Origin of the sequence: Pseudomonas sp. Root401 (assembly GCF_001425105.1) — a bacterium.
In the GTDB taxonomy this organism is placed as follows: Bacteria; Pseudomonadota; Gammaproteobacteria; order Pseudomonadales; family Pseudomonadaceae; genus Aquipseudomonas; species Aquipseudomonas brassicacearum.
Map to the genome: position 1 here is coordinate 50572 of NZ_LMDO01000025.1, position 25241 is coordinate 75812.

Here is a 25241-nt window from a genome sequence, read left to right on the forward strand (position 1 = left end):
CATGCCGGGTTTTTTTATGCAGCAATTTATTGCGGCGAGGTGTCCAGAGGCTCTGGCGTCGGGACGGGTACGGTCTCGGCTTTGTCCACGTCCTTCTGGATCTGGTCCAGCAACGAACCTGGCTTGGCCGGCTTTTCCGGTTTCGGCTGTTCGGCCTTCTGGGTCGGGTCAGTAACGGTGTTGTCGCTGTCCTTGCCCAAGATGGCCTCGTCACGGCTCACGCCAGGCATGAAATCGCCCGACAGGCTGACGAGTTGGTCGTTGGGGCTAAAGATAACGCTTATGCGTTCCTGCTGGCGCTCACCGCCGCCTGGCTGCAAGCTGTACAGGTAATCCCAGCGATCGGCATGGAACGTGTCGGTCAGCAGGGGGTTACCCATGATAAACCGTACTTGCCGGCGGGTCATTCCCGGGCGCAACTGGTCTATCATGTCCTGCGTGACGACATTGCCCTGCTGGATGTCGATTTTGTAAACCCCGGGGAATGAACAACCGGCGAGTGCGAGCAGTCCCACAAAGGTGAAACTGGTTAGCAAGAGCTTGGTGTTTTGCATCGGTGGGCGACTTCCACTATCTTGGCTGGGACAACGTAAACGCCGATCATACCCGCATTAAGAGAAGCTGCGAAGCAGCATCGCGAGAAAGCTGACCATGGTTGAAAATAGCGAACTACGCAAAGCCGGCCTCAAAGTGACCCTGCCACGGGTCAAGATTCTACAAATGCTCGATTCCGCCGAGCAACGCCACATGAGTGCTGAAGATGTCTATAAGGCACTTATGGAGGCTGGTGAGGACGTCGGTCTGGCCACGGTTTACCGTGTTCTGACCCAGTTCGAGGCAGCTGGCTTGGTGGTGCGGCACAACTTCGACGGAGGCCATGCGGTCTTCGAACTGGACGACGGCAAGCATCACGACCATATGGTCAACGTTGAGACGAGCGAAGTGATCGAATTCTTCGACGAAGAAATCGAGCGGCTGCAGAAAGCAATCGTCGACAAGTATGGCTTCGAGATGGTTGATCACAATCTTGTGCTGTACGTACGCAAGAAAAAGTAAGCATGTCGCGCGGACTATTACGGTTCGCGAAACGAACGAAGGCGACCCCAGGGTCGCCTTCGTGCTTTCTGCCGTTCTCAGATTTTCGCGGTAACGACCATTTTTTTCGCGTGGGCCAGGGATTCCTTGGTGAGGTCGATGCCCCCGAGCATTCGCGCCACTTCTTCCACGCGCTCGTTTTTGTTGAGTTTGGAGACGGCGGTGCGAGTGGCATCCTCGCCGCGCACCTTGTGCACAAATAGATGCTGGTGTCCCTGGGCGGCGACCTGGGGCAGGTGAGTCACCGTCAGCACTTGGCCGCGTTCCCCTAGCCGGCGCAGCAACTGGCCGACAATTTCCGCGGTTGGGCCACCGATGCCCACGTCCACTTCGTCGAATACCAGCGTCGGCACGCGAGAGGTCTGTGCGGTGATGACCTGGATGGCCAGGCTGATTCGTGACAGCTCGCCGCCAGACGCGACTTTGGCCAGGGCCTTGAGCGGTTGCCCGGGGTTGGCGCTGACCAGCAGTTCCACCTGTTCCAGCCCATTGGGTTGGAGCTCGTCGCCAGCGTTGGGGCGCAACTCGATGGTGAAGCGCCCGCCCGGCATGCCCAGGCGCTGGATTTCCTGTTCCACGGCGCTGGCCAGCCCTGTTGCGGCGTGCTGCCGCAGTCCACTGAGCTCCTTGGCCTTTTCCTGGTAATGACGGGCAAAAGAAGCCAGTTCGTCCCCTAGGCGCTCGATGGATTCATCGTTGGCGTTCAGGGTTTCCAGTTCTTCCAGCAGGCGCTGCTGGAGTTCGGCAACATCGGTCGGTTGGATGCGGTGCTTGCGCGCCAGTGTATAGATGGTGTCCAGGCGCTCTTCCAGGTACTGCAGGCGGGCCGGGTCGGCATCGAAATGATCGAGGAACCGATTCAGTTCCCCGACGGCTTCTTCGACCTGGATCTGCGCACTCGTCAGCAGGTTGGTCGCTTCGTTCAGGGCACCCACCGAATTGTTCACGCTGGAGAGTCGGTTCAAGCTCGCTGTCAGTGCATTGAGTACATTGCCTGAATCGCTCTCGCTGCATTGTTCGACCACTTGCCGGCAAATGCCCAGCAGGGTTTCGGCGTTGGTCAGGTTCTTGTGTTCCTGCTCCAGCTCTTCCAGTTCATTTTCACCCAAGGCCAGGTTCTCCAGCTCTTCGAGCTGGTAGCTCAACAACTGGTGACGGGCACGCTGTTCGTCGCCGGAATTGGAGAGTCGATCCAGTTCCTGGCGGGTCTGGCGCCAGCGTTGGGCCGCCAGTTGGACCTGTCTGGCCAGGTCGGTGGCGCCGGCGTATTCATCCAGCAAGCGGCGATGGGTGTCGGTCTTGAGCAGGGATTGGTGTTCATGCTGGCTGTGAATGTCGATCAGCAGCTCGCCGAGGGCCTTGAGGTCGCCCAAGGGGCATGGCGTGCCGTTGATGTAGCCTCGGGAGCGGCCTTCAGCGGTGATGACCCGGCGCAGGATGCACAAACCATCGGTGTCCAGGTCGCGTTCGGCCAGCCAGGCGCTGGCCTCGGGGATGTCGACCAGGTCGAACGTCGCCAGGATGTCGGCCTTGTCCGCTCCGGGGCGCACCACGCCACTGTCGGCGCGGTCGCCCAGCGTCAGGCCCAGGGCATCGAGCATGATCGACTTGCCTGCGCCGGTTTCACCGGTGATCACGCTCATGCCTCGATCAAGTTCGAGGTCGAGGTGTTCGACGATGGCGTAGTTGTGTACGGACAGGTGCACCAGCATAAGGCCGCTCCCAGGCTTTAGGTCTGGTTATTTATACAGTGTTTTGTTTTGGCCTGACAATGCCCACGCTTAGCTCGATTTGCTTGGACAAATGATTTTCTTAGCGCTGCGGGGAATGGTTATGCAGCTGCTTTTTGTAAGGTTAATTCGTCAGATGGCCCTTGAAGCTGCAAAACCCGACCCCATATACCGGGGCAGAAGCGCGAGTTGAGCTCGCGGACGAAGTTGAGAGGAGAAATCTATGGCTGACGAACAGACGCAGGACACGCAAAATCTAGACGCCAATCAGGCTTCCCAGGATTCCGGTGAAGACCTGGCGGCACGTGTACAAGTGCTCGAGGAGCAACTGGCCGGTGCGCAGGATCAGGCGTTGCGTGTAGCAGCCGACCTGCAGAATGTCCGCCGTCGCGCCGAGCAAGATGTAGAGAAGGCTCATAAATTCGCCCTGGAGCGTTTCGCTGGCGACCTGCTGCCGATCATTGACAGCCTGGAGCGTGGCCTGGAGCTGTCCAACCCGGATGACGAAAACATCCGTCCGATGCGTGAAGGCATCGAGCTGACCCTGAAAATGTTCCAGGACACTCTCAAGCGTTATCAGCTCGAAACCCTCGATCCCCATGGCGAACCCTTCAACGCCGAGCACCACCAGGCCATGGCGATGCAGGAAAGTGCCGACGTCGAGCCAAACAGTGTGCTGAAGGTTTTCCAGAAGGGCTATCTGCTCAACGGTCGCCTGCTGCGCCCGGCCATGGTCGTGGTCAGCAAGACGCCAGCGCCGGTTTCGCCTTCTATCGATGAGCAGGCTTGAAATCGGTCGTAGCGGCCCCATCTATATGTCAAGCGTTTAAGTGCTACCGCAGTTAGCCACCACTGCTGCGGCAACAAAATCCAAGTTCCGGGAGAGTTAACATGGGCAAGATTATCGGTATCGACCTGGGGACCACCAACTCGTGCGTCTCCGTGCTGGAAAACGGCAAGGCCAAAGTCATCGAAAACGCTGAAGGCGCGCGTACCACGCCGTCGATCATCGCTTACGCCAATGATGGCGAGATTCTGGTTGGCCAGTCGGCCAAGCGTCAGGCAGTGACCAATCCGCATAACACCCTGTACGCGGTGAAGCGTCTGATCGGTCGCAAGTTCGACGAAGAAGTCGTCCAGAAAGACATCAAGATGGTGCCTTACAAAATCGCCAAGGCTGACAACGGCGACGCCTGGGTTGAAGTGAACGGCCAGAAAATGGCACCGCCACAGATCTCGGCTGAAATCCTCAAGAAAATGAAGAAAACCGCCGAAGATTACCTCGGCGAAGCGGTGACTGAGGCGGTCATTACTGTTCCTGCCTATTTCAACGACAGCCAGCGCCAGGCGACCAAAGACGCCGGCCGCATCGCGGGCCTGGACGTAAAACGTATCATCAACGAACCGACCGCGGCCGCTCTGGCCTACGGTATGGACAAGGCCAAGGGCGATCACACCGTGATCGTTTACGACCTGGGTGGCGGTACCTTCGACGTCTCCGTGATCGAGATCGCTGAAGTCGATGGCGAGCACCAGTTCGAAGTGCTGGCAACCAACGGTGACACGTTCCTCGGTGGTGAAGACTTCGACATCCGCCTGATCGACTACCTCGTCGACGAGTTCAAGAAAGAAAGCGGCATGAACCTCAAGGGTGACCCGCTTGCCATGCAGCGCCTGAAAGAAGCCGCTGAAAAAGCCAAGATCGAACTGTCCTCGAGCCAGTCGACCGACGTGAACCTGCCGTACATCACCGCAGATGCCACCGGTCCTAAGCACCTGAACGTAAAAATCTCCCGCGCCAAGCTCGAAGCGCTGGTGGAAGACCTGGTTCAGCGCACCATCGAACCTTGCCGCATCGCCATGAAAGACGCCGGTATCGACGTTGGTTCGATCAACGACGTGATCCTGGTTGGCGGTCAGACCCGTATGCCGCTGGTTCAGAAGCTGGTCACCGATTTCTTCGGTAAAGAAGCACGTAAAGACGTCAACCCTGACGAAGCTGTTGCCATGGGTGCTGCTATCCAGGGCGCGGTATTGGCTGGTGACGTGAAAGACGTTCTGCTGCTCGACGTCAGCCCGCTGACCTTGGGTATCGAAACCATGGGCGGCGTAATGACCGCGCTGATCGAGAAAAACACCACGATTCCTACCAAGAAATCGCAAGTGTTCTCGACTGCCGATGACAACCAGGGCGCAGTGACCATTCACGTGCTGCAAGGTGAGCGTAAGCAAGCCGCACAGAACAAGTCCCTGGGCAAGTTCGACCTGGCCGAGATTCCACCAGCACCACGTGGCGTGCCACAAATCGAAGTGACCTTCGACATCGACGCCAACGGCATCCTGCACGTCGGCGCGAAAGACAAGGCTACTGGCAAGACCCAGTCGATCGTGATCAAGGCCAACTCCGGTCTGTCCGAGGAAGAAATTCAGCAGATGGTTCGCGATGCTGAAGTCAACGCCGAGGAAGACCGCAAGTTCGAAGAGCTGGCCAGCGCTCGCAACCAGGGCGATGCCTTGGTGCACTCGACTCGCAAAATGATCGCTGATGCTGGCGAAAAAGTGACCGCGGAAGAGAAAGCCGCCATCGAAGCGGCCGTGGTTGCCCTGGAAGCTGCCGTCAAAGGCGACGACAAGGCCGCCATCGAAGCGAAGATCGAAGAGCTGTCCAAGGTCTCCGCGCCAGTGGCTCAGAAGATGTACGCCGAACAGGCTCAGCCTGCAGAAGGCGCGGCTGCGCAGGGCGAATCGGCCGAGAAAGCCGACGACGTCGTTGACGCCGAGTTCGAAGAAGTGAAAGACCACAAGTAATCGCTTGTTGGTCGGCCGGTTGACTGCATTTGTGCGGTGGCTGGTAGGATGTCGCCGCGCGGGAGCTTGCTCCCGCGTTGGCGTGTCTGGAGCCAATGAATTTTTACAGCATGCGACAACGCTCGGATGCTGGCGGTGCGTTCGGGAATGCTCCTGCTTTCCGGCGATGGGCACTGCGTTTTGGCCGGGGCCCTGGCTGAAATATTTAAAGACCAGGATCGTTGATGAATTGACGTGAGTTGGGTCCGGGCCTGTATTGGGGCTCAACGAGTTTGGCAAGGTTCAGGAGAGGTTTGCCGGACGTCCTATAAGAGTGCAAAGACTAATGGCAAAGCGTGACTTTTACGAAGTATTGGGTGTCGAGCGGGGGGCCAGCGAGGCGGACCTGAAAAAGGCCTATCGTCGCCTGGCGATGAAGCACCACCCGGACCGTAATCCCGGCGACAAAGCGTCGGAAGAGATGTTCAAGGAGGCCAACGAGGCCTACGAAGTACTGTCCGATTCGAGCAAGCGCGCGGCTTACGACCAGTACGGTCATGCCGGCGTCGACCCAAGCATGGGTGGCGGCGGTGCCGGTTTCGGCGGTCAGAACTTCTCCGATATTTTCGGTGATGTGTTCAGCGATTTCTTCGGTGGCGGTCGCGGTGGTGCCCGTGGTGGTGCTCAGCGTGGCAGCGATTTGCGCTACACGCTGGAGTTGAACCTGGAAGAAGCGGTGCGCGGTACTACCGTCAATATCCGCGTTCCAACACTGGTCAATTGCAAGCCGTGCGATGGCTCGGGTGCCAAGAAGGGCTCCTCGCCCGTTACGTGTCCAACCTGCGGCGGCATCGGCCAGGTCCGCATGCAGCAGGGCTTCTTCTCGGTGCAGCAGACCTGCCCGCGTTGCCATGGTCAGGGCAAGATCATTTCCGATCCGTGCGACTCCTGCCACGGCGAAGGGCGTGTCGAAGAGTACAAGACGCTGTCGGTCAAAGTGCCGGCCGGTGTCGATACCGGTGACCGCATTCGCCTGTCCGGCGAAGGCGAGGCGGGTGCCCAGGGCGGTCCGACGGGCGACCTGTATGTGGTCATCAATGTGCGCGAGCATGCGATTTTCCAGCGCGACGGCAAGCATCTGTTCTGCGAAGTGCCGATCAGCTTCGTCGATGCGGCCTTGGGTGGTGAACTTGAGATTCCGACCCTCGACGGTCGCGTCAAGCTGAAAATCCCCGAGGGCACGCAGACCGGCAAGCAGTTCCGGATTCGTGGCAAAGGCGTCGCGCCAGTGCGTGGCGGTGGCGCAGGCGATCTGATGTGCCGCGTGGCGGTGGAGACTCCGGTCAACCTGGGTCGGCGTCAGCGTGAACTGTTGGAAGAGTTCCGCAACTCGTTGGCGGATGACAACAGCCACTCCCCGAAAACCACTGGTTGGTTCGAAGGCGTGAAGCGCTTCTTCGGCGACCTGTAAGGAGTTCGCATGCGACGTATAGCTGTGATGGGCGCTGCGGGGCGCATGGGCAAGGCGCTGGTCGAGGCGGTGCAGCAGCGCTCGCCGCTCTCCGGCCTGACGGCGGCCATCGTTCGGCCCGACAGTACGCTGGTAGGCGCCGATGCGGGCGAGTTGGCCTCGCTGGGGCGTATCGGCGTACCGATGTCCGGCGGCCTGGAGAAAGTGCTCGACGAGTTCGATGTGCTGATCGATTTCACCTTGCCGGAAGTGATGTTGAAAAACCTCGCGATCTGCCGCAAGCACGGCAAGGCCATGGTGATCGGCACGACGGGGCTGGACGCTGCGCAAAAGCAATTGCTGGCCGATGCGGGCAAGGACATTCCGATCGTGTTCGCCGCGAACTTCAGCGTGGGCGTGAACCTGTCGCTGAAGCTGCTGGACATGGCGGCCCGGGTCTTGGGTGACGATGCGGATATCGAAATCATCGAGGCGCATCACCGGCACAAGATCGACGCGCCTTCGGGTACGGCCTTGCGCATGGGTGAAGTGATTGCCGATGCGCTGGGTCGCGACCTGCAGGAAGTGGCCGTGTATGGGCGCCAGGGGCACACCGGTGCGCGTGAGCGCAGCACCATCGGTTTCGCCACTGTGCGCGGTGGTGATGTGGTGGGCGACCACACCGTGTTGTTCGCCACTGAAGGCGAGCGCCTGGAGATCACCCACAAGGCGTCGAGCCGGATGACTTTCGCCAAGGGTGCTGTACGTGCCGCGCTGTGGCTGGATGGCCGCGAGCCTGGTTTGTACGACATGCAGGACGTTCTCGACCTGCGTTGATCCCCTCAAGCGCGGGGTTCAGGTTATACTGAGCCCCGTTTTACACCGCTTCGCGACGACCTGTCGCATTCCCCTGCCTTTAAGGCTCATTAGCGGTGGACCAAAAAAGCCTTTTTCTGTAAGCTACAGCTTTAGTGTGTCCACTAAAAGCGCGCAGAATAATTCAGTGAACAAGCGGGGTGACGTGTCCATACGTCACTCCGCTTTTTTACAACCTGCGATCGCCCTTTCAGGCTTTATTTACGGGAGGTCTTCTTGACTAAGCCAGCCATACTCGCCCTTGCTGATGGCAGCATTTTTCGCGGCGAAGCCATTGGAGCCGACGGTCAGACCGTTGGTGAGGTGGTGTTTAACACCGCAATGACCGGCTATCAGGAAATTCTTACCGATCCTTCCTACGCCCAACAAATCGTTACCCTGACTTACCCGCACATCGGCAACACCGGCACCACGCCGCAAGACGCCGAGTCTGATCGTGTCTGGTCCGCCGGCCTGGTCATCCGTGACTTGCCGCTGGTAGCGAGCAACTGGCGTAACACGATGTCCCTGTCCGATTACCTGAAAGCCAACAACGTCGTGGCGATCGCCGGTATCGACACCCGTCGCCTGACCCGCATCCTTCGGGAAAAAGGCGCGCAAAACGGCTGCATCATGGCCGGCGACAACATTTCCGAAGAAGCCGCCATCGCCGCTGCCCAGGGCTTCCCTGGCCTCAAGGGCATGGACCTGGCGAAAGTCGTCAGCACCAAGAAGCAGTACGAATGGCGCTCCACGGTCTGGGACCTGAAGACCGACAGTCACGCGACGATCGAGGCTTCCGAGCTGCCTTACCACGTGGTGGCCTACGACTACGGCGTCAAGCTGAACATCCTGCGCATGCTGGTCGAGCGTGGTTGCCGCGTCACTGTGGTGCCGGCCCAAACCCCGGCCGCCGACGTCCTGGCCCTCAAGCCCGATGGCGTGTTCCTGTCCAACGGCCCGGGTGACCCGGAGCCCTGCGACTACGCGATCCAGGCAATCAAGGACGTGCTGGAAACCGAGATCCCGGTATTCGGTATCTGCCTCGGTCACCAGCTGCTGGCTCTGGCTTCGGGCGCCAAGACCTTGAAAATGGGCCATGGCCACCACGGTGCCAACCACCCCGTGCAGGACCTGGACACCGGCGTGGTGATGATCACCAGCCAGAACCACGGTTTCGCGGTGGACGAAGCCACCCTGCCGGCCAACGTGCGCGCGATTCACAAGTCGCTGTTCGACGGCACGCTGCAAGGTATCGAGCGTACCGACAAGAGCGCGTTCAGCTTCCAGGGCCACCCTGAAGCCAGCCCGGGCCCGAACGATGTGGCTCCGCTGTTCGATCGCTTCATCAACGAGATGGCCAAGCGACGCTGACCGCGAGAAGCCCGAGGGCGGCCCCGAGCGCGGCGGCCCCTTCGGGCGCTTCAAAGATTGTTCGACGGCCTAGCCGACTGACCTGCGGATTTGAGTGACAAACCCATGCCAAAACGTACAGACATAAAAAGCATCCTGATTCTCGGCGCTGGCCCGATCGTGATCGGCCAGGCCTGCGAATTCGACTACTCCGGCGCCCAGGCCTGTAAAGCCCTGCGCGAAGAGGGCTACCGCGTCATCCTGGTGAACTCCAACCCGGCCACCATCATGACCGACCCGGCCATGGCTGACGCCACCTACATCGAGCCGATCAAGTGGCAGACCGTTGCCAAGATCATCGAGAAGGAACGCCCGGACGCGCTGCTGCCGACCATGGGCGGCCAGACCGCGCTGAACTGCGCCCTGGACCTGGAACGCGAAGGCGTCCTGGAGAAGTTCGGTGTGGAAATGATCGGCGCCAACGCCGACACCATCGACAAGGCCGAAGACCGTTCGCGCTTCGACAAGGCGATGAAATCCATCGGCCTGGACTGCCCACGCTCGGGCATCGCCCACAGCATGGAGGAGGCCAACGCCGTCCTGGAACGCCTGGGCTTCCCGTGCATCATCCGTCCGTCCTTCACCATGGGCGGCACCGGTGGCGGCATCGCCTACAACCGTGAAGAATTCGAAGAAATCTGCGCCCGTGGTCTCGACTTGTCGCCGACCAAGGAACTGCTGATCGACGAATCCCTGATCGGCTGGAAAGAATATGAAATGGAAGTTGTCCGCGACAAAAAGGACAACTGCATCATCGTCTGCTCCATCGAGAACTTCGACCCGATGGGCGTGCACACCGGTGACTCGATCACCGTCGCACCAGCCCAGACCCTGACCGACAAGGAATACCAGATCCTGCGTAACGCCTCCCTGGCGGTGCTGCGCGAGATCGGCGTGGAAACCGGCGGCTCCAACGTCCAGTTCGGCATCTGCCCGAACACCGGTCGCATGGTGGTCATCGAGATGAACCCGCGGGTATCCCGTTCGTCGGCCCTGGCTTCCAAGGCCACCGGTTTCCCGATCGCCAAGGTCGCTGCCAAGCTGGCCGTGGGCTACACCCTGGACGAGCTGTCGAACGATATCACCGGCGGCAAGACCCCGGCGTCCTTCGAACCGTCCATCGACTACGTCGTCACCAAACTGCCACGCTTCGCCTTCGAGAAGTTCGCCAAGGCCGATGCCCGCCTGACCACCCAAATGAAGTCGGTCGGTGAAGTCATGGCCATCGGCCGGACCTTCCAGGAATCCTTGCAGAAAGCCCTTCGCGGCCTGGAAGTGGGCGTCTGCGGTCTCGATCCGAAGCTGGACCTGGCCGACCCGGAAAGCATGAGCGTGCTCAAGCGCGAGCTGACCGTGCCGGGCGCCGAGCGTATCTGGTACGTGGCCGATGCCTTCCGTGCCGGCATGACCGTCGAGCAGATCTTCGGCATGAACATGATCGACCCTTGGTTCCTGGTGCAGATCGAAGATCTGATCAAGGAAGAAGAGAAGGTCAAGACCCTGGGCATGTCCAGCATCGACCGCGACATGATGTTCCGCCTCAAGCGCAAAGGCTTCTCCGATATGCGCCTGGCCAAGTTGCTGGGTGTGACCGAGAAGAGCCTGCGCGCGCATCGCCACAAGCTGGAAGTGTTCCCGGTCTACAAGCGCGTCGACACCTGCGCGGCCGAGTTCGCCACCGACACCGCCTACCTGTACTCCACGTACGAAGAAGAGTGCGAAGCCGCGCCATCGACGCGCGACAAGATCATGATCCTGGGTGGCGGCCCTAACCGGATCGGCCAAGGCATCGAGTTCGACTACTGCTGCGTACACGCGGCACTGGCCCTGCGCGACGACGGTTACGAGACCATCATGGTCAACTGCAACCCGGAAACCGTGTCCACCGACTACGACACCTCTGATCGCCTGTACTTCGAGCCAGTGACCCTGGAAGACGTGCTGGAAATCGTCCGCGTCGAGAAGCCCAAAGGCGTGATCGTCCAGTACGGCGGCCAGACTCCGCTGAAACTGGCGCGCGCCCTTGAAGCCGCTGGCGTGCCGATCATCGGCACCAGCCCGGATGCGATCGACCGCGCCGAAGACCGTGAGCGCTTCCAGCAGATGGTCGAGCGCCTGAACCTGCGCCAGCCGCCAAACGCCACCGTGCGCAGCGAGGACGAAGCGATTCGTGCCGCCGCCAAGATCGGTTACCCGCTGGTGGTGCGTCCGTCCTATGTACTGGGCGGCCGTGCGATGGAAATCGTCTATCAAGAAGACGAACTCAAGCGCTACCTGCGTGAAGCGGTCCAGGTCTCCAACGACAGCCCGGTGCTGCTGGATCACTTCCTCAACTGCGCCATCGAAATGGACGTGGATGCGGTCAGCGACGGCAAGGATGTGGTGATTGGCGCGATCATGCAGCACATCGAACAAGCGGGCGTTCACTCCGGTGACTCCGCTTGCTCGCTGCCGCCTTACTCGCTGCCGGCACACATCCAGGACGAGATGCGCGAGCAGGTCAAGAAAATGGCCCTGGAACTGGGCGTTATCGGCCTGATGAACGTGCAACTGGCCCTGCAGGGCGAAGACATCTACGTCATCGAAGTCAACCCGCGCGCTTCCCGGACCGTGCCGTTCGTCTCCAAGTGCATCGGTGTTTCCCTGGCGATGATCGCTGCCCGGGTCATGGCTGGCAAAACCCTGAAGGAACTGAATTTCACCAAGGAAATCATTCCGAACTTCTACAGCGTGAAAGAGGCGGTGTTCCCGTTCGCCAAGTTCCCTGGCGTCGACCCGATCCTCGGCCCTGAGATGAAGTCCACCGGTGAAGTGATGGGGGTGGGCGATACCTTCGGTGAAGCTTTCGCCAAGGCCCAGATGGGCGCCAGCGAAGTGTTGCCGACTGGCGGCACGGCGTTCATCAGCGTGCGTGATGACGACAAGCCACTGGTTGCAGGCGTAGCCCGTGATCTGATCAACTTGGGCTTCGAAGTGGTCGCCACTGCCGGTACTGCCAGGCTGATCGAAGCGGCAGGCCTGAAAGTGCGCCGCGTGAACAAGGTGACCGAGGGCCGTCCGCACGTGGTCGACATGATCAAGAATGACGAAGTCACGCTGATCATCAACACCACCGAAGGTCGTCAGTCGATCGCCGATTCCTACTCCATTCGTCGCAATGCGCTGCAGCACAAGATCTACTGCACCACGACCATTGCTGCGGGCGAAGCGATCTGCGAAGCGCTCAAGTTCGGTCCCGAGAAGACCGTGCGTCGCTTGCAGGATCTACATGCAGGATTGAAGGCATGAGCATAACCAAGTACCCGATGACAGTTCAGGGCGCGAAGGCCCTGGAAGAAGAACACGCTTTCCTGACCAAGGTCGAGCGCCCGCGCTTGAGCCAGGCTATCGGTGAAGCGCGTGAGCTGGGCGATCTCAAGGAAAACGCCGAATACCACGCTGCCCGAGAGGAGCAGGGGATGGTCGAGGCGCGTGTCCGTGATATCGAAGGTCGCATGCAGAATGCGGTGATCATCGATGTCACGACGATCCCGCACACCGGCAAGGTGATCTTTGGTACTACCGTGGAAATCGCCAACGTCGAGACCGATGAAAGCGTCACTTACCAGATCGTTGGTGAGGACGAGGCAGACATCAAGCTCGGCAAGATCTCCGTTGGTTCGCCCATCGCTCGCGCCTTGATTGCCAAGGAAGAGGGCGATGTGGTGGTGGTGAAGACGCCAGGTGGTGTCATCGAGTATGAGATTGTCGAAGTCCGTCACATCTGAACGAAGGCGCCCGCTGCGAGCGGGCGCCATGATCTGGCAGCTCACCCAGATGTTGTGGGTGGGCGGCGTCTGGTTGTTGCACGTCGGTTTGCTGCCGGTGCTGGGTCGAGTCGGCCTGGCACCGCTGCTCATCGATGAAATCGCAGGCATGCTGACGGCGCTGCTGGTGGGTTTCTCCGCGGCGTGCGTAATGTTTCAGGCTTTGGTGCTGGTTCAGGCCGAGGGCCTTGCCAGTCTATGGCGCGACATTCGTGGGCAATTGTTGCTCATGTCGTTGTACGCGTGCGGGATGTTCTTTGCGGTGCATCTCGGCTGGCCGGATGCGAGCCAGTGGCAGGTATTCAGTTACCTGGTGCTGGGTTTTTCCGGATTGGTGCTGGTGTTGCAACCGGTTCCCGGGTGGAGTGGCAGGGTGTGCGAGGCACACCCTTGACCCTTTGGCATCACTTGAAGCGGTGAACGTTCGACAGTTGCTTGTTGACGCTGAAATTCTTGCGATAAATCAGCGCCATCTTGCCGATGACCTGTACCAGGTCTGCCTTGCCGGTCTTGCACAGTTCGGCAACGGCAGCCAGGCGGGCTTCACGGTCGAGGATGTTGAGCTTGATCTTGATCAGCTCGTGATCGCTCAAGGCGCGTTCCAGTTCGGCGAGTACACCTTCAGTCAAACCGTTGTCAGCCACAGTCAAAACCGGTTTCAGATGGTGGCCAATGGATTTGTATTGTTTCTTCTGCTCTTGAGTGAGCGGCATAATCTGACCCCTGCGTCTGATCTTGTAAAAAGCGGCGGCCAGTTTACCCGAGCAAGTCCGGGACCGCCCACTTAATCACGACCCGTTTTATTTTTGAGGTGGCCCGTGGCCCGTTCCAAGACAAGTCTTAAATGGCTGCAAGAGCATTTCAACGACCCATTCGTGAAAATGGCGCAAAAAGACGGGTATCGTTCCCGTGCCAGCTACAAGCTGCTGGAGATTCAGGAGAGAGACCGTTTGATCCGTCCAGGCATGAGCGTGATCGACTTGGGCGCCGCCCCGGGTGGCTGGTCCCAAGTGACCAGTCGTCTGATTGGTGGGCAAGGCACACTGATCGCTTCCGATATCCTGGAAATGGACAGCATCCCGGATGTGACCTTTATTCAGGGCGACTTTACCGAGGACGCCGTACTGGCGCAGATCCTTGAAGCGGTTGGAAAAAACGAGGTGGACCTTGTGATTTCCGATATGGCCCCCAATATGAGTGGATTGGCATCTGTTGATATGCCGCGATCGATGTTCCTGTGCGAGTTGGCACTGGATCTTGCGACTCGGGTGTTGAAGCCAGGTGGTGATTTTTTGATCAAGGTCTTCCAGGGTGAAGGCTTCGACGAATACCACAAGAGCGTGCGCAAGCAGTTCGAGAAGGTCACGACGCGCAAGCCGAAATCGTCGCGTGATCGCTCTCGTGAGCAGTACCTGCTGGGCCGTGGTTTCCGTGGTCGCAGTGAGGAATAAGAGGTTTTTCGACCGGGGCGATAGGTTTTTCGTATTTCGTCCCGTGAGCATTAGCGAATATTGTGTAGAAAGTGTTTCACAAAGGGTTACAGACGGCGCCTGCCAGAGTCGTAGGTAATGTAGTAAGTTAGGCCGGTGAATATCATGCGAAGCGCGCGCCAGTAGCGGAGCTTGCTTCAGAGGGTAGTTAATTGAACGATATGGCAAAGAATCTGATCCTGTGGTTGATCATCGCCGCTGTCCTTGTGACCGTGATGAACAACTTCTCCAGCCCTAACGAGCCGCAGACCCTCAACTATTCCGACTTCATCCAGCAGGTCAAGGATGGCAAGGTCGAGCGCGTAGCCGTTGATGGCTATGTGATTACCGGTAAGCGCACCGATGGCGACAGCTTCAAGACCATTCGTCCGGCAATCCAGGACAATGGTCTGATCGGCGACCTGGTGGACAACCATGTCGTGGTCGAAGGCAAGCAGCCTGAGCAGCAAAGCATCTGGACCCAGCTCCTGGTCGCCAGCTTCCCGATCCTGGTGATCATCGCCGTGTTCATGTTCTTCATGCGCCAGATGCAGGGCGGCGGTGGAGGCAAGGGCGGGCCGATGAGCTTTGGCAAGAGCAAGGCCCGGCTGCTTTCCGAAGACCAGGTGAAAACCACCCTGGCCGACGTCGCGGGTTGCGACGAAGCCAAGGAAGAAGTCGGCGAGCTGGTTGAGTTCCTGCGTGATCCGGGCAAGTTCCAACGCCTGGGCGGCCGTATCCCGCGCGGCGTACTGATGGTGGGCCCGCCAGGTACTGGTAAAACCTTGCTGGCCAAGGCGATTGCCGGTGAAGCCAAGGTGCCGTTCTTCACGATTTCCGGTTCCGACTTCGTCGAGATGTTCGTCGGCGTGGGCGCCAGTCGTGTTCGCGACATGTTCGAGCAGGCCAAGAAACACGCGCCATGCATCATCTTCATCGACGAAATCGACGCCGTCGGTCGCCATCGTGGTGCCGGCATGGGTGGCGGTCACGATGAGCGTGAACAGACCCTCAACCAGTTGCTGGTCGAGATGGACGGTTTCGAAATGAACGACGGCATCATCGTGATTGCCGCCACCAACCGTCCTGACGTGCTCGACCCCGCGCTGTTGCGTCCAGGTCGTTTCGACCGCCAGGTCGTGGTGGGGCTGCCGGATATTCGTGGCCGCGAGCAGATCCTCAAGGTTCATATGCGCAAGGTGCCAATGGGTGACGACGTCGCCCCGGCGGTCATCGCGCGTGGTACGCCGGGCTTTTCCGGTGCCGACCTTGCGAACCTGGTCAACGAAGCGTCGCTGTTCGCTGCTCGTACCGGCAAGCGCGTCGTGGAAATGAAGGAGTTCGAGCTGGCCAAGGACAAGATCATGATGGGCGCAGAGCGCAAATCCATGGTCATGTCGGAGAAAGAAAAGCAGAACACTGCATATCACGAGGCGGGTCACGCGATCGTCGGTCGTGTCGTACCTGAGCATGATCCGGTCTACAAGGTCTCGATCATCCCGCGTGGTCGTGCCCTGGGCGTGACCATGTTCCTGCCGGAAGAGGATCGCTACAGCCTGTCCAAGCGTGCATTGATCAGCCAGATCTGTTCGTTGTACGGCGGTCGTATCGCTGAAGAGATGACGCTGGGCTTCGACGGTGTGACCACTGGCGCGTCCAACGACATCATGCGCGCCAGTCAGATCGCCCGGAATATGGTCACCAAGTGGGGCCTGTCCGAGAAGCTGGGGCCGCTGATGTATGCCGAAGAAGAGGGGGAAGTATTCCTCGGTCGTGGTGGCGGTGGCCAGCATGCAAGCTTCTCGGGCGAAACGGCCAAGCTGATCGATTCCGAAGTGCGCAGCATCATCGATCAGTGCTACGGCACAGCCCGGCAGATTCTCACGGACAACCGTGACAAGCTCGATGCCATGGCCGATGCCCTGATGAAGTATGAAACCATCGATGCCGAGCAGATCGACGACATCATGGCTGGTCGTGTACCTCGCGAGCCTCGTGACTGGTCGGGTGGTACTGGCACCTCCGGTACGCCTCCGGCAGTACAGGGTGAGCGTCCGGAAACACCGATTGGCGGTCCGGCCGCTGATGTCTAAGGCTTGAAATGACTTCTGTTCAGTCCTCGACTCGGTTGCCTTGCGGCAACCGGGTTCTTGATTTGGCCCATGCGCATGTCATGGGCATTCTCAATGTCACGCCTGATTCCTTTTCCGATGGTGGTCGATTCAGCCAGCTCGATGCTGCGCTGCGGCATGCCGAGGCCATGGTGGCCGCGGGCGCAACGCTGATCGATGTGGGTGGTGAATCGACCCGGCCGGGCGCACGTGCGGTCTCGCCGACCGAAGAGCTGGAGCGAGTGGCGCCGATTGTCGAGCGTATCCATCGCGAACTTGATGTCATTATCTCCGTCGATACGTCCACGCCTGCGGTCATGCGTGAGACTGCGCGACTGGGGGCGGGCTTGATCAATGATGTTCGATCCCTGCGGCGCGATGGTGCCCTGGACGCTGCGGCGGCCACCGGGTTGCCGGTGTGCCTGATGCATATGCTCGGCGAGCCGGGGACCATGCAGAATGACCCGCACTATGATGATGTGACCAGGGAGGTGGGTGAATTCCTGGTGGAGCGTCTGGACCAGTGTGTCGCCGTGGGCATTCCCGCCGAGAGGATCATTCTTGACCCCGGGTTCGGCTTTGCCAAGACCCTGGCTCACAACCTGAGCCTGTTCAAACATATGGAAGCCTTGCATGCCTTGGGGCGGCCCCTGTTGGTTGGGGTCTCGCGAAAGAGCATGATAGGCAATGCCTTGGGCCGCCCGGTGGGCGAACGCCTGTATGGCGGTCTCGCGCTGGCTGCCTTGGCCCTCGCCAAGGGTGCGCGTATATTGCGCGTGCACGATGTAGCCGAAACGATGGATGTCGTGCGGATGATCGCAGCTGTGGATTCAGCCGAATAAGAATGACGGAGCACTTATGAGCAAGAAATACTTTGGCACCGACGGGATTCGTGGTCGGGTCGGCGAATACCCTATTACCCCTGATTTCATGCTCAAGCTCGGCTGGGCGGCCGGCATGGCGTTCCGCAAAATGGGCGCTTGCAAGGTGCTGGTCGGCAAGGACACGCGAATTTCCGGCTACATGTTCGAATCGGCACTCGAGGCCGGCCTGACGTCGGCGGGTGCCGATGTGATGCTGCTGGGCCCGATGCCGACGCCAGCCATTGCCTACCTGACGCGTACGTTCCAGGCCCAGGCAGGCATCGTGATCAGTGCCTCGCACAACCCTCATGATGACAACGGCATCAAGTTCTTCTCCGGCCAGGGTACCAAGCTGCCGGATGATATCGAGCTGATGATCGAAGAGCTGCTGGACACGCCGATGACTGTGGTTGAGTCGAGCAAGATCGGCAAAGTGTCGCGGATCAACGATGCTTCGGGTCGCTACATCGAATTCTGCAAAGGCAGTGTGCCGACCGGTACCAGCTTTTCCGGCCTGAAAGTCGTCGTCGATTGTGCCCACGGGGCAACCTATAAAGTTGCGCCGAGCGTCTTTCGCGAGCTGGGCGCCGAGGTGGTGGTGCTTTCCGCCCAGCCTAATGGCCTGAACATCAACCATAACTGTGGCTCCACCCATACAGAGGCGTTGCAGGCCGCGGTGCTGGCTGAGCAGGCCGATCTCGGGATCGCCTTCGATGGCGATGGTGATCGGGTCTTGATGGTCGATCACACCGGCACGGTCGTCGATGGTGACGAGTTGCTGTTCATCATTGCCCGTGACCTGCATGGGCGCGGCAAGCTGCAGGGCGGCGTGGTCGGCACGTTGATGAGCAACCTTGGGCTTGAACTGGCCCTGGCGGACCTGGATATCCCGTTCGTGCGGGCTAACGTGGGTGACCGCTATGTGATCTCGGAGTTGCTGGAGCGCAACTGGGTGATCGGGGGCGAGAACTCCGGCCACATCGTGTGCTTCGACCATACCACCACAGGTGATGCGATCATTGCAGCCCTGCAAGTGCTGATGGCGCTCAAGGCGCGTAACGAAGGCCTCGCGCAGTCGCGCCAGGCATTGCGCAAATGCCCGCAAGTGTTGATCAACGTGCGTTTCGGTGGTGGTGTGAATCCTCTCGAGCATGCGAAGGTCAAGCAGGCCAGTGAGCATGTGACACAGGCGATGGCGGGGCGTGGGCGCGTGTTGTTGCGCAAGTCCGGCACAGAGCCTTTGGTGCGCGTCATGGTCGAAGGAGAGGATGAAGCGCAAGTTCGCGGTTATGCCGAAGAGCTGGCAAAACTGGTTACTGAAGTTTCTGCCTGAATTCGGCTTGCCAGTCATGAATCGGTTGGGTAACATCTGCGCCCACTTTGACCGACGAGGTACAGCATGCGTCGCCCTATGGTAGCTGGTAACTGGAAGATGCACGGTACCCGCGCCAGCGTCGCTGAGCTGATCAATGGCCTTCGTCATCTGGCCTTGCCTAGCGGTGTTGATGTCGCGGTATTCCCGCCTTGCCTGTATATCAACCAAGTGGTTGATGGCTTGAAAGGTAAATCGATTTCGGTCGGTGCGCAGAATTCTGCGGTGGAATCCATGCAAGGTGCGCTGACCGGCGAGATTGCGCCGAGTCAGTTGCTGGATGCAGGTTGCTCCCTGGTCTTGGTCGGGCATTCCGAGCGTCGCCAGATCATGGGCGAGCAGGACAAGACCTTGATCCGCAAGTTTGCTGCGGCCCAGGGCAGTGGTCTGATTCCGGTGTTGTGCGTAGGGGAGACCCTCGAGCAGCGTGAAGCCGGCAAGACCCTTGAAGTTGTCGGGCGTCAGCTGGGCAGCATCATCGAAGACCTGGGTGTCGGTGCTTTTGCAAAGGCGGTCATTGCTTACGAGCCGGTCTGGGCCATTGGCACCGGGCTGACTGCTTCGCCGCAACAGGCGCAGGATGTGCACGCAGCCATCCGCGCACAGTTGGCGGCAGAGAATTCTGAAGTGGCACGAGGTGTGCGGCTTCTATACGGCGGCAGCGTGAAGGCGGCCAATGCGGTCGAACTGTTCGGCATGCCGGATATCGATGGGGGGCTCATTGGTGGAGCGTCCCTGAATGCAGATGAGTTCGGTGCGATTTGTCGCGCCGCGGGAAACTGAAAAAATGCTGGAAACAGTCGTAGTCGTTTTTCATCTGCTGGGTGCACTGGGCGTAGTTGCTCTCGTATTGCTGCAGCAGGGTAAAGGTGCGGATGCTGGTGCGTCTTTCGGTGCAGGTGCTTCAAATACTGTGTTCGGAAGCCAAGGTTCCTCTACCTTTCTTAGTAAGTTTACTGCTATACTTGCCGCCGGTTTCTTCATGACCAGCTTAGGGTTAGGTTACTTTGCTAAAGAGAAAGCTCATGAGCTGACTCAAGTAGGTTTGCCAAACCCAGCGGTACTGGAAGCGCCAAAGCAACAACCGGCTTCTGATGATGTCCCGGTGCTTCAAGAGCAAAAGTCGGCCAATCCGGCGACTGACGTGCCTCCAGCTCAAGAGCAGAAGTAAGAAGGTTTCAAACGCTGTATTGCCGAGGTGGTGGAATTGGTAGACACGCAACCTTGAGGTGGTTGTGCCCATAGGGTGTAGGGGTTCGAGTCCCCTTCTCGGTACCAATTATCAGGAGAGCCCGCGATTGCGGGCTTTCTTGTAGGTGGAAGGGTTACATTGACCCTGTAAGGGATCGGTCGTATACTTCCGCCCCAGCTTTGTCGCGGGATGGAGCAGTCTGGTAGCTCGTCGGGCTCATAACCCGAAGGTCGTCGGTTCAAATCCGGCTCCCGCAACCAGTTTCAGGGGCCCCTTCCAAGGGGCTTTTTGTTAGCTGGACACTTTATAACGCCGCTGTTCGACGGCGTTTCAGGGATGGGCGATTCGCCCATTTTTTTTTATTTGCACAGCATGCACAAACATGCACGAGGGGGTTCAGGTGTCGAGCAAGCTAGAACAGTTGCAGGCCTTGTTGGCCCCGGTGGTCGTGGCCCTTGGCTATGAATGCTGGGGTATTGAGTTCTCGGCTCAAGGTCGCCACTCACTGTTGCGCGTTTATATCGATAAGGAAGGCGGCGTGTTGGTGGATGATTGCGCCATCGTCAGCCGTCAAATCAGCGGTGTACTGGATGTTGAAGATCCAATCACCTCCGAATACACCCTTGAAGTTTCCTCGCCTGGCATGGAGCGCCCCCTGTTCACACTTGAACAGTTCGCTTCGTTTGCCGGTGAACAAGTGAAGATCAAGCTGCGCTCGCCTTTCGAAGGTCGACGCAACTTCCAAGGCCTTCTGCGCGGTGTAGAAGAGCAGGACGTCGTGGTGCAGGTAGATGACCATGAGTTCCTGTTGCCGATCGATATGATCGACAAGGCCAACATTATTCCCAGTTTTGACTGATACGTGCCAGATACTGCGGATCCCGCGGATCCAATGGCTTGCGAAAGGCGAGGCGTACGATGAGCAAAGAAGTACTGCTGGTTGTTGAGTCGGTATCCAATGAAAAGGGCGTACCGGCTAACGTTATTTTTGAAGCGCTGGAGCTGGCTCTGGCCACTGCTACCAAGAAGCGGTTTGAAGACGAAGTTGATTTGCGTGTGGAAATCAATCGCCACACCGGTGCCTACGAGACTTTCCGTCGCTGGACGGTGGTCGAGGAAGCCGACCTGGATGATCCGGCTATCGAAACCTGGCCGAGCAAGGTTGCAGAAACGCACCCGGGCGCCAAGGTTGGTGATGTAGTAGAAGAAAAAATCGAGTCCATCGAGTTCGGTCGCATCGCTGCACAGACTGCCAAGCAGGTTATTGTGCAGAAGGTTCGCGAAGCCGAGCGCGCGCAAGTCGTCGACGCTTATCGCGAGCGCCTGGGGGAAATCATCTCCGGCACCGTGAAAAAAGTGACCCGCGACAACGTGATCGTCGACCTGGGCAACAACGCCGAAGCGTTGCTGGCTCGCGAAGACATCATCTCTCGCGAAACTTTCCGGGTCGGCGTGCGCTTGCGTGCGCTGCTCAAGGAAATCCGCACCGAGAACCGCGGCCCGCAGCTGATCCTGTCGCGTACCGCGCCGGAAATGCTGATCGAGTTGTTCCGCATCGAAGTGCCGGAAATTGCTGAAGGCCTGATCGAAGTAATGGCCGCCTCCCGTGATCCGGGTTCGCGTGCCAAGATCGCGGTCCGCTCCAAGGACAAGCGCATCGACCCGCAAGGTGCCTGCATCGGCATGCGTGGTTCGCGTGTCCAGGCCGTATCCGGCGAGTTGGGCGGCGAGCGTGTGGACATCGTCCTGTGGGACGACAACCCGGCTCAGTTCGTGATCAATGCCATGTCGCCTGCTGAAGTGGCGGCAATTATCGTCGACGAAGATGCCCACGCCATGGACATCGCCGTTGGCGCAGACAATCTGGCTCAGGCCATCGGTCGCGGTGGTCAGAACGTGCGTCTGGCCAGCCAGTTGACTGGCTGGACCCTGAACGTGATGACCGAATCGGACATCCAGGCTAAACAGCAAGCTGAAACCGGCGACATCCTGCGCAACTTCATCGACGAGCTTGAAGTCGATGAAGAGCTGGCGCAGGTGCTGGTGGATGAAGGCTTTACCAGCCTGGAAGAGATTGCCTACGTACCGGTGGAGGAAATGCTCAACATCGACGGCTTTGACGAGGAGATCGTCAACGAGCTTCGCGCTCGGGCCAAGGATCGTTTGTTGACCAAAGCCATCGCTACTGAGGAAAAGCTGGCAGACGCCCATCCGGCCGAAGACCTGCTCTCGCTTGAGGGCATGGACAAGGATTTGGCGATGGAACTGGCGGTGCGCGGCGTAATTACCCGCGAAGACCTGGCCGAGCAGTCTATTGACGATCTGCTCGACATCGACGGCATTGACGATGATCGTGCCGGCAAGTTGATCATGGCCGCCCGAGCCCACTGGTTCGAGTAATTAGGCGCGGCCTGAGGAGAGAAGTGCATGACGCAAGTCACGGTGAAACAACTGGCCGATGAGGTCAAAACACCGGTAGAGCGCCTGTTGCAGCAGATGCGTGAGGCAGGTCTGCCGCACACCGCCGCCGAGGAACATGTGACCGACAGTGAGAAGCAGTCCCTGCTGACTCACCTGAAGAGCAGTCACAAGGCGAAAGTGGAAGAACCGCGCAAGATCACTCTGCAGCGTAAAACCACCAGCACCCTGCGTGTTGCCGGTAGCAAAAGCATCAGCGTTGAAGTACGCAAGAAGAAAGTCTTCGTACAGCGCAGCCCGGAAGAAATCGAAGCCGAGCGCAAACGCGAACAGGAAGAACGTCGCGCAGTAGAAAATGCTGCTCGTCAGAAGGCTGAAGAAGAAGCCAAGCGTCGCGCCGAAGAAGAAGCGCGTCGCCAGCCTGCTGCTGCGCAAGCTGCTCCGGTAGAAGCCGTCGAGGCTGTCGCCCCGGTAGCCGAACCTGTGCGCGAAGCCGCTCCAGTCGTGGCTGCGGCTCCGGCTCCGGCCGATACTCGCAAGCGCGACGAACAGCGTCGTCCGGACAAACCACGTGCAGACGACAACCGTCGTGGCAGTGGTGATGGCGAGCGCAAGAACGCGCCTCATCGTGCTTCGGTCAAGGAAAAGGCGCCAGCGCCACGCGTTGCGCCACGTACCACCGACGAGGAAAGCGATGGCTTCCGTCGTGGCGGTCGCGGCAAGGCCAAGCTGAAGAAGCGCAACGCCCACGGTTTCCAGAGCCCTACCGGCCCTGTCGTGCGTGAAGTGAAGATCGGCGAGACCATCACTGTGGGCGATCTGGCCCAGCAGATGTCGGTCAAGGCTGCTGAAATCATCAAGTTCATGTTCAAGCTGGGTACGCCAGCCACTATCAACCAGGTACTGGACCAGGAAACTGCCCAACTGGTTGCTGAAGAGCTGGGCCACAAAGTGACCCTGGTCAGCGACACCGCCCTGGAAGATTCCCTGGCCGAGTCCCTGAAGTTTGAAGGTGAGGCGGTTTCCCGTGCTCCGGTCGTGACCGTCATGGGTCACGTTGACCACGGTAAAACGTCCCTGCTCGACTATATTCGTCGTGCGAAGGTTGCGGCAGGTGAGGCTGGCGGCATTACCCAGCACATCGGCGCCTACCACGTTGAAACCGACCGCGGCATGGTGACGTTCCTCGACACCCCGGGTCACGCCGCGTTTACCGCGATGCGTGCCCGTGGTGCCAAGGCGACCGACATCGTGATCCTGGTGGTTGCAGCGGACGACGGCGTGATGCCGCAAACCATCGAAGCCGTTCAGCATGCCAAGGCAGCTGGCGTGCCGCTGGTGGTTGCGGTGAACAAGATCGACAAGCCGGGCGCCGATCTCGATCGCATCCGCAGCGAACTGTCGGTCCACGGCGTGACCTCCGAAGAGTGGGGTGGCGACACTCCATTCGTTCCGGTCTCGGCGAAGATGGGTACCGGCGTTGACGAACTGCTCGAAGCCGTTCTGTTGCAAGCCGAGGTTCTGGAATTGACCGCTACACCTTCGGCTCCTGGCCGTGGTGTGGTTGTAGAATCGCGCCTCGACAAGGGCCGTGGCCCGGTTGCGACCGTCCTGGTTCAAGACGGTACCCTGCGCCAAGGCGACATGGTGCTGGTCGGTTCGAACTACGGCCGTGTACGTGCCATGCTCGACGAGAACGGCAAGTCCATCAAGGAAGCAGGTCCCGCTATCCCGGTCGAGATCCTCGGCCTGGACGGTACTCCGGATGCTGGCGACGAGATGAGCGTTGTGGCTGACGAGAAGAAAGCCCGTGAAGTGGCTCTGTTCCGTCAAGGCAAGTTCCGCGAAGTCAAACTGGCTCGTGCTCACGCTGGCAAGCTGGAAAACATCTTCGAGAACATGGGTCAGGAAGAGAAGAAGACGCTCAACATCGTCCTCAAATCCGACGTCCGTGGTTCGCTCGAAGCGTTGAACGGTGCCTTGAATGGCCTGGGTAACGACGAAGTGCAAGTGCGTGTGGTCGGTGGCGGTGTTGGTGGTATCACCGAATCCGACGCCAACCTGGCACTGGCCTCCAACGCTGTATTGTTCGGCTTCAACGTGCGTGCCGATGCCGGCGCTCGCAAGATCGTCGAGCAGGAAGGCCTGGATATGCGTTACTACAACGTGATCTACGACATCATCGAAGACGTCAAGAAAGCGTTGACCGGTATGCTGGGCAGCGACGTCCGGGAGAACATCCTGGGTGTGGCCGAAGTTCGCGACGTATTCCGTTCGCCGAAGTTTGGTGCCATCGCCGGTTGCATGGTGATCGAAGGTGTTGTTCACCGTAACCGTCCGATCCGTGTACTGCGTGAAGACATCGTGATCTTCGAAGGCGAGCTGGAATCCCTGCGCCGCTTCAAGGATGACGCTTCCGAAGTACGTGCCGGCATGGAATGCGGTATTGGCGTCAAGAGCTACAACGACGTCAAGGTCGGCGACAAGATCGAAGTCTTCGAGAAGGTCCAGGTTGCTCGCAGCCTCTGACTCGCGCACTTCAAGAGCCGCGCCGGGTAGCCGCATGAACATGCGCTGCCTTGCTGGCGGACTCTAAACGCAACGCCCGGTCTGGCTTTTGCCAGGCCGGGCGTTTGCCGCTTTCAGACCTCGCGGGTTTCACCGTGGGGCAGTAACAGGT

Annotated in this window: 21 protein-coding genes and 2 tRNA genes; 20 read left to right on the forward strand and 3 right to left on the reverse strand. The window is 59.3% G+C overall.

From position 1 onward, the window contains the following. Positions 1–26 precede the first annotated feature (26 nt). Positions 27–554 (reverse strand): outer membrane protein assembly factor BamE, encoded by a 528-nt coding sequence (locus ASC85_RS19190; RefSeq protein WP_057450926.1) that lies wholly within the window; start codon positions 552–554, stop codon positions 27–29. 97 nt (positions 555–651) lie between these two features. Between ASC85_RS19190 and fur the strand changes: the two genes are divergently transcribed. Beyond that, positions 652–1056 (forward strand): ferric iron uptake transcriptional regulator, encoded by a 405-nt coding sequence (fur, locus tag ASC85_RS19195; protein WP_003197684.1) that lies wholly within the window; start codon positions 652–654, stop codon positions 1054–1056. A 77-nt stretch (positions 1057–1133) separates the two neighbouring features. Here the strand turns inward: fur and recN are convergent, their stop codons facing one another. Continuing rightward, positions 1134–2807 (reverse strand): DNA repair protein RecN, encoded by a 1674-nt coding sequence (recN, locus tag ASC85_RS19200; RefSeq protein WP_057450927.1) that lies wholly within the window; start codon positions 2805–2807, stop codon positions 1134–1136. 241 nt (positions 2808–3048) lie between these two features. On the opposite strand from recN, the gene grpE reads away from it, so the two are divergent. The 8 genes from grpE to ASC85_RS19240 all read left to right on the forward strand — a co-directional run bounded on the left by grpE (position 3049) and on the right by ASC85_RS19240 (position 13530). Beyond that, positions 3049–3615, forward strand: a complete 567-nt coding sequence (gene grpE / locus ASC85_RS19205; RefSeq protein WP_013692249.1) for a nucleotide exchange factor GrpE — start codon at positions 3049–3051, stop codon at positions 3613–3615. 101 nt (positions 3616–3716) lie between these two features. Further along, a complete protein-coding gene (gene dnaK / locus ASC85_RS19210) occupies positions 3717–5633 on the forward strand; it encodes a molecular chaperone DnaK (RefSeq protein ID WP_003197691.1) in 1917 nt (638 codons plus the stop codon). A 325-nt stretch (positions 5634–5958) separates the two neighbouring features. Then, the gene (gene dnaJ / locus ASC85_RS19215) at positions 5959–7083 is read left to right on the forward strand and encodes a molecular chaperone DnaJ (RefSeq protein ID WP_003197693.1); all 1125 of its coding nucleotides are present in this window, start codon (positions 5959–5961) and stop codon (positions 7081–7083) included. Positions 7084–7092: 9 nt separating this feature from the next. Then, on the forward strand, positions 7093–7899 hold the full coding sequence (gene dapB / locus ASC85_RS19220) for a 4-hydroxy-tetrahydrodipicolinate reductase (RefSeq protein WP_003197696.1): 807 nt from the start codon (positions 7093–7095) through the stop codon (positions 7897–7899). Positions 7900–8154: 255 nt separating this feature from the next. Beyond that, the gene (carA, locus tag ASC85_RS19225; RefSeq protein ID WP_057450928.1) at positions 8155–9291 is read left to right on the forward strand and encodes a glutamine-hydrolyzing carbamoyl-phosphate synthase small subunit; all 1137 of its coding nucleotides are present in this window, start codon (positions 8155–8157) and stop codon (positions 9289–9291) included. A gap of 105 nt (positions 9292–9396) precedes the next feature. Further along, on the forward strand, positions 9397–12618 hold the full coding sequence (gene carB, locus ASC85_RS19230) for a carbamoyl-phosphate synthase large subunit (RefSeq protein WP_003197699.1): 3222 nt from the start codon (positions 9397–9399) through the stop codon (positions 12616–12618). A 2-nt stretch (positions 12619–12620) separates the two neighbouring features. After that, on the forward strand, positions 12621–13097 hold the full coding sequence (greA, locus tag ASC85_RS19235; protein ID WP_027911987.1) for a transcription elongation factor GreA: 477 nt from the start codon (positions 12621–12623) through the stop codon (positions 13095–13097). Between the two features lie 28 nt (positions 13098–13125). Then, complete coding sequence (locus tag ASC85_RS19240; RefSeq protein ID WP_014336572.1) at positions 13126–13530, forward strand: hypothetical protein; 405 nt, start codon at positions 13126–13128, stop codon at positions 13528–13530. Between the two features lie 10 nt (positions 13531–13540). On the opposite strand, the gene ASC85_RS19245 is transcribed toward ASC85_RS19240, so the two are convergent. Further along, complete coding sequence (locus ASC85_RS19245; protein WP_003197704.1) at positions 13541–13849, reverse strand: YhbY family RNA-binding protein; 309 nt, start codon at positions 13847–13849, stop codon at positions 13541–13543. A gap of 105 nt (positions 13850–13954) precedes the next feature. Here ASC85_RS19245 and rlmE point away from each other — a divergent pair, with 105 nt between their 5' ends. From rlmE to infB, 11 genes are all read left to right on the forward strand, one after another. Further along, on the forward strand, positions 13955–14587 hold the full coding sequence (rlmE, locus tag ASC85_RS19250) for a 23S rRNA (uridine(2552)-2'-O)-methyltransferase RlmE (RefSeq protein WP_003177853.1): 633 nt from the start codon (positions 13955–13957) through the stop codon (positions 14585–14587). Between the two features lie 200 nt (positions 14588–14787). Next, entirely contained in the window at positions 14788–16698 is a 1911-nt protein-coding gene (ftsH, locus tag ASC85_RS19255; RefSeq protein WP_013692252.1) for an ATP-dependent zinc metalloprotease FtsH, read from the forward strand. Between the two features lie 8 nt (positions 16699–16706). After that, a complete protein-coding gene (gene folP, locus ASC85_RS19260) occupies positions 16707–17558 on the forward strand; it encodes a dihydropteroate synthase (RefSeq protein WP_057450929.1) in 852 nt (283 codons plus the stop codon). A 16-nt stretch (positions 17559–17574) separates the two neighbouring features. Then, positions 17575–18912, forward strand: coding sequence for a phosphoglucosamine mutase (glmM, locus tag ASC85_RS19265; RefSeq protein ID WP_003197710.1), 1338 nt, complete (start codon positions 17575–17577; stop codon positions 18910–18912). A 66-nt stretch (positions 18913–18978) separates the two neighbouring features. After that, positions 18979–19734 (forward strand): triose-phosphate isomerase, encoded by a 756-nt coding sequence (tpiA, locus tag ASC85_RS19270; protein WP_057450930.1) that lies wholly within the window; start codon positions 18979–18981, stop codon positions 19732–19734. Between the two features lie 4 nt (positions 19735–19738). Then, positions 19739–20122: a preprotein translocase subunit SecG gene (gene secG / locus ASC85_RS31390; RefSeq protein ID WP_003197714.1), complete on the forward strand. Its 384-nt coding sequence runs from the start codon at positions 19739–19741 to the stop codon at positions 20120–20122. A gap of 21 nt (positions 20123–20143) precedes the next feature. Further along, positions 20144–20229 (forward strand) — tRNA-Leu (locus ASC85_RS19280). A 97-nt stretch (positions 20230–20326) separates the two neighbouring features. After that, positions 20327–20403, forward strand: a tRNA-Met gene (locus ASC85_RS19285). Between the two features lie 140 nt (positions 20404–20543). Continuing rightward, positions 20544–21002, forward strand: coding sequence for a ribosome maturation factor RimP (rimP, locus tag ASC85_RS19290; protein WP_013692254.1), 459 nt, complete (start codon positions 20544–20546; stop codon positions 21000–21002). Between the two features lie 59 nt (positions 21003–21061). Next, a complete protein-coding gene (gene nusA / locus ASC85_RS19295; protein WP_003197716.1) occupies positions 21062–22543 on the forward strand; it encodes a transcription termination factor NusA in 1482 nt (493 codons plus the stop codon). Between the two features lie 27 nt (positions 22544–22570). Beyond that, positions 22571–25090 carry a translation initiation factor IF-2 gene (infB, locus tag ASC85_RS19300; RefSeq protein WP_057450932.1) on the forward strand — a complete coding sequence of 840 codons (2520 nt, stop codon included), beginning with the start codon at positions 22571–22573 and terminating at the stop codon, positions 25088–25090. Positions 25091–25241 lie beyond the last annotated feature (151 nt).

Excerpts from the sequence above, each read along its gene's own strand:
- ASC85_RS19190 (WP_057450926.1), bottom strand. The coding sequence starts at position 554 with ATGCAAAACACCAAGCTCTTGCTAACCAGTTTCACCTTTGTGGGACTG.
- fur (WP_003197684.1), top strand. The coding sequence starts at position 652 with ATGGTTGAAAATAGCGAACTACGCAAAGCCGGCCTCAAAGTGACCCTG.
- recN (WP_057450927.1), bottom strand. The coding sequence starts at position 2,807 with ATGCTGGTGCACCTGTCCGTACACAACTACGCCATCGTCGAACACCTC.
- grpE (WP_013692249.1), top strand. The coding sequence starts at position 3,049 with ATGGCTGACGAACAGACGCAGGACACGCAAAATCTAGACGCCAATCAG.
- dnaK (WP_003197691.1), top strand. The coding sequence starts at position 3,717 with ATGGGCAAGATTATCGGTATCGACCTGGGGACCACCAACTCGTGCGTC.
- dnaJ (WP_003197693.1), top strand. The coding sequence starts at position 5,959 with ATGGCAAAGCGTGACTTTTACGAAGTATTGGGTGTCGAGCGGGGGGCC.
- dapB (WP_003197696.1), top strand. The coding sequence starts at position 7,093 with ATGCGACGTATAGCTGTGATGGGCGCTGCGGGGCGCATGGGCAAGGCG.
- carB (WP_003197699.1), top strand. The coding sequence starts at position 9,397 with ATGCCAAAACGTACAGACATAAAAAGCATCCTGATTCTCGGCGCTGGC.
- ASC85_RS19240 (WP_014336572.1), top strand. The coding sequence starts at position 13,126 with ATGATCTGGCAGCTCACCCAGATGTTGTGGGTGGGCGGCGTCTGGTTG.
- ASC85_RS19245 (WP_003197704.1), bottom strand. The coding sequence starts at position 13,849 with ATGCCGCTCACTCAAGAGCAGAAGAAACAATACAAATCCATTGGCCAC.
- ftsH (WP_013692252.1), top strand. The coding sequence starts at position 14,788 with ATGGCAAAGAATCTGATCCTGTGGTTGATCATCGCCGCTGTCCTTGTG.
- folP (WP_057450929.1), top strand. The coding sequence starts at position 16,707 with ATGACTTCTGTTCAGTCCTCGACTCGGTTGCCTTGCGGCAACCGGGTT.
- glmM (WP_003197710.1), top strand. The coding sequence starts at position 17,575 with ATGAGCAAGAAATACTTTGGCACCGACGGGATTCGTGGTCGGGTCGGC.
- tpiA (WP_057450930.1), top strand. The coding sequence starts at position 18,979 with ATGCGTCGCCCTATGGTAGCTGGTAACTGGAAGATGCACGGTACCCGC.
- secG (WP_003197714.1), top strand. The coding sequence starts at position 19,739 with ATGCTGGAAACAGTCGTAGTCGTTTTTCATCTGCTGGGTGCACTGGGC.
- nusA (WP_003197716.1), top strand. The coding sequence starts at position 21,062 with ATGAGCAAAGAAGTACTGCTGGTTGTTGAGTCGGTATCCAATGAAAAG.
- infB (WP_057450932.1), top strand. The coding sequence starts at position 22,571 with ATGACGCAAGTCACGGTGAAACAACTGGCCGATGAGGTCAAAACACCG.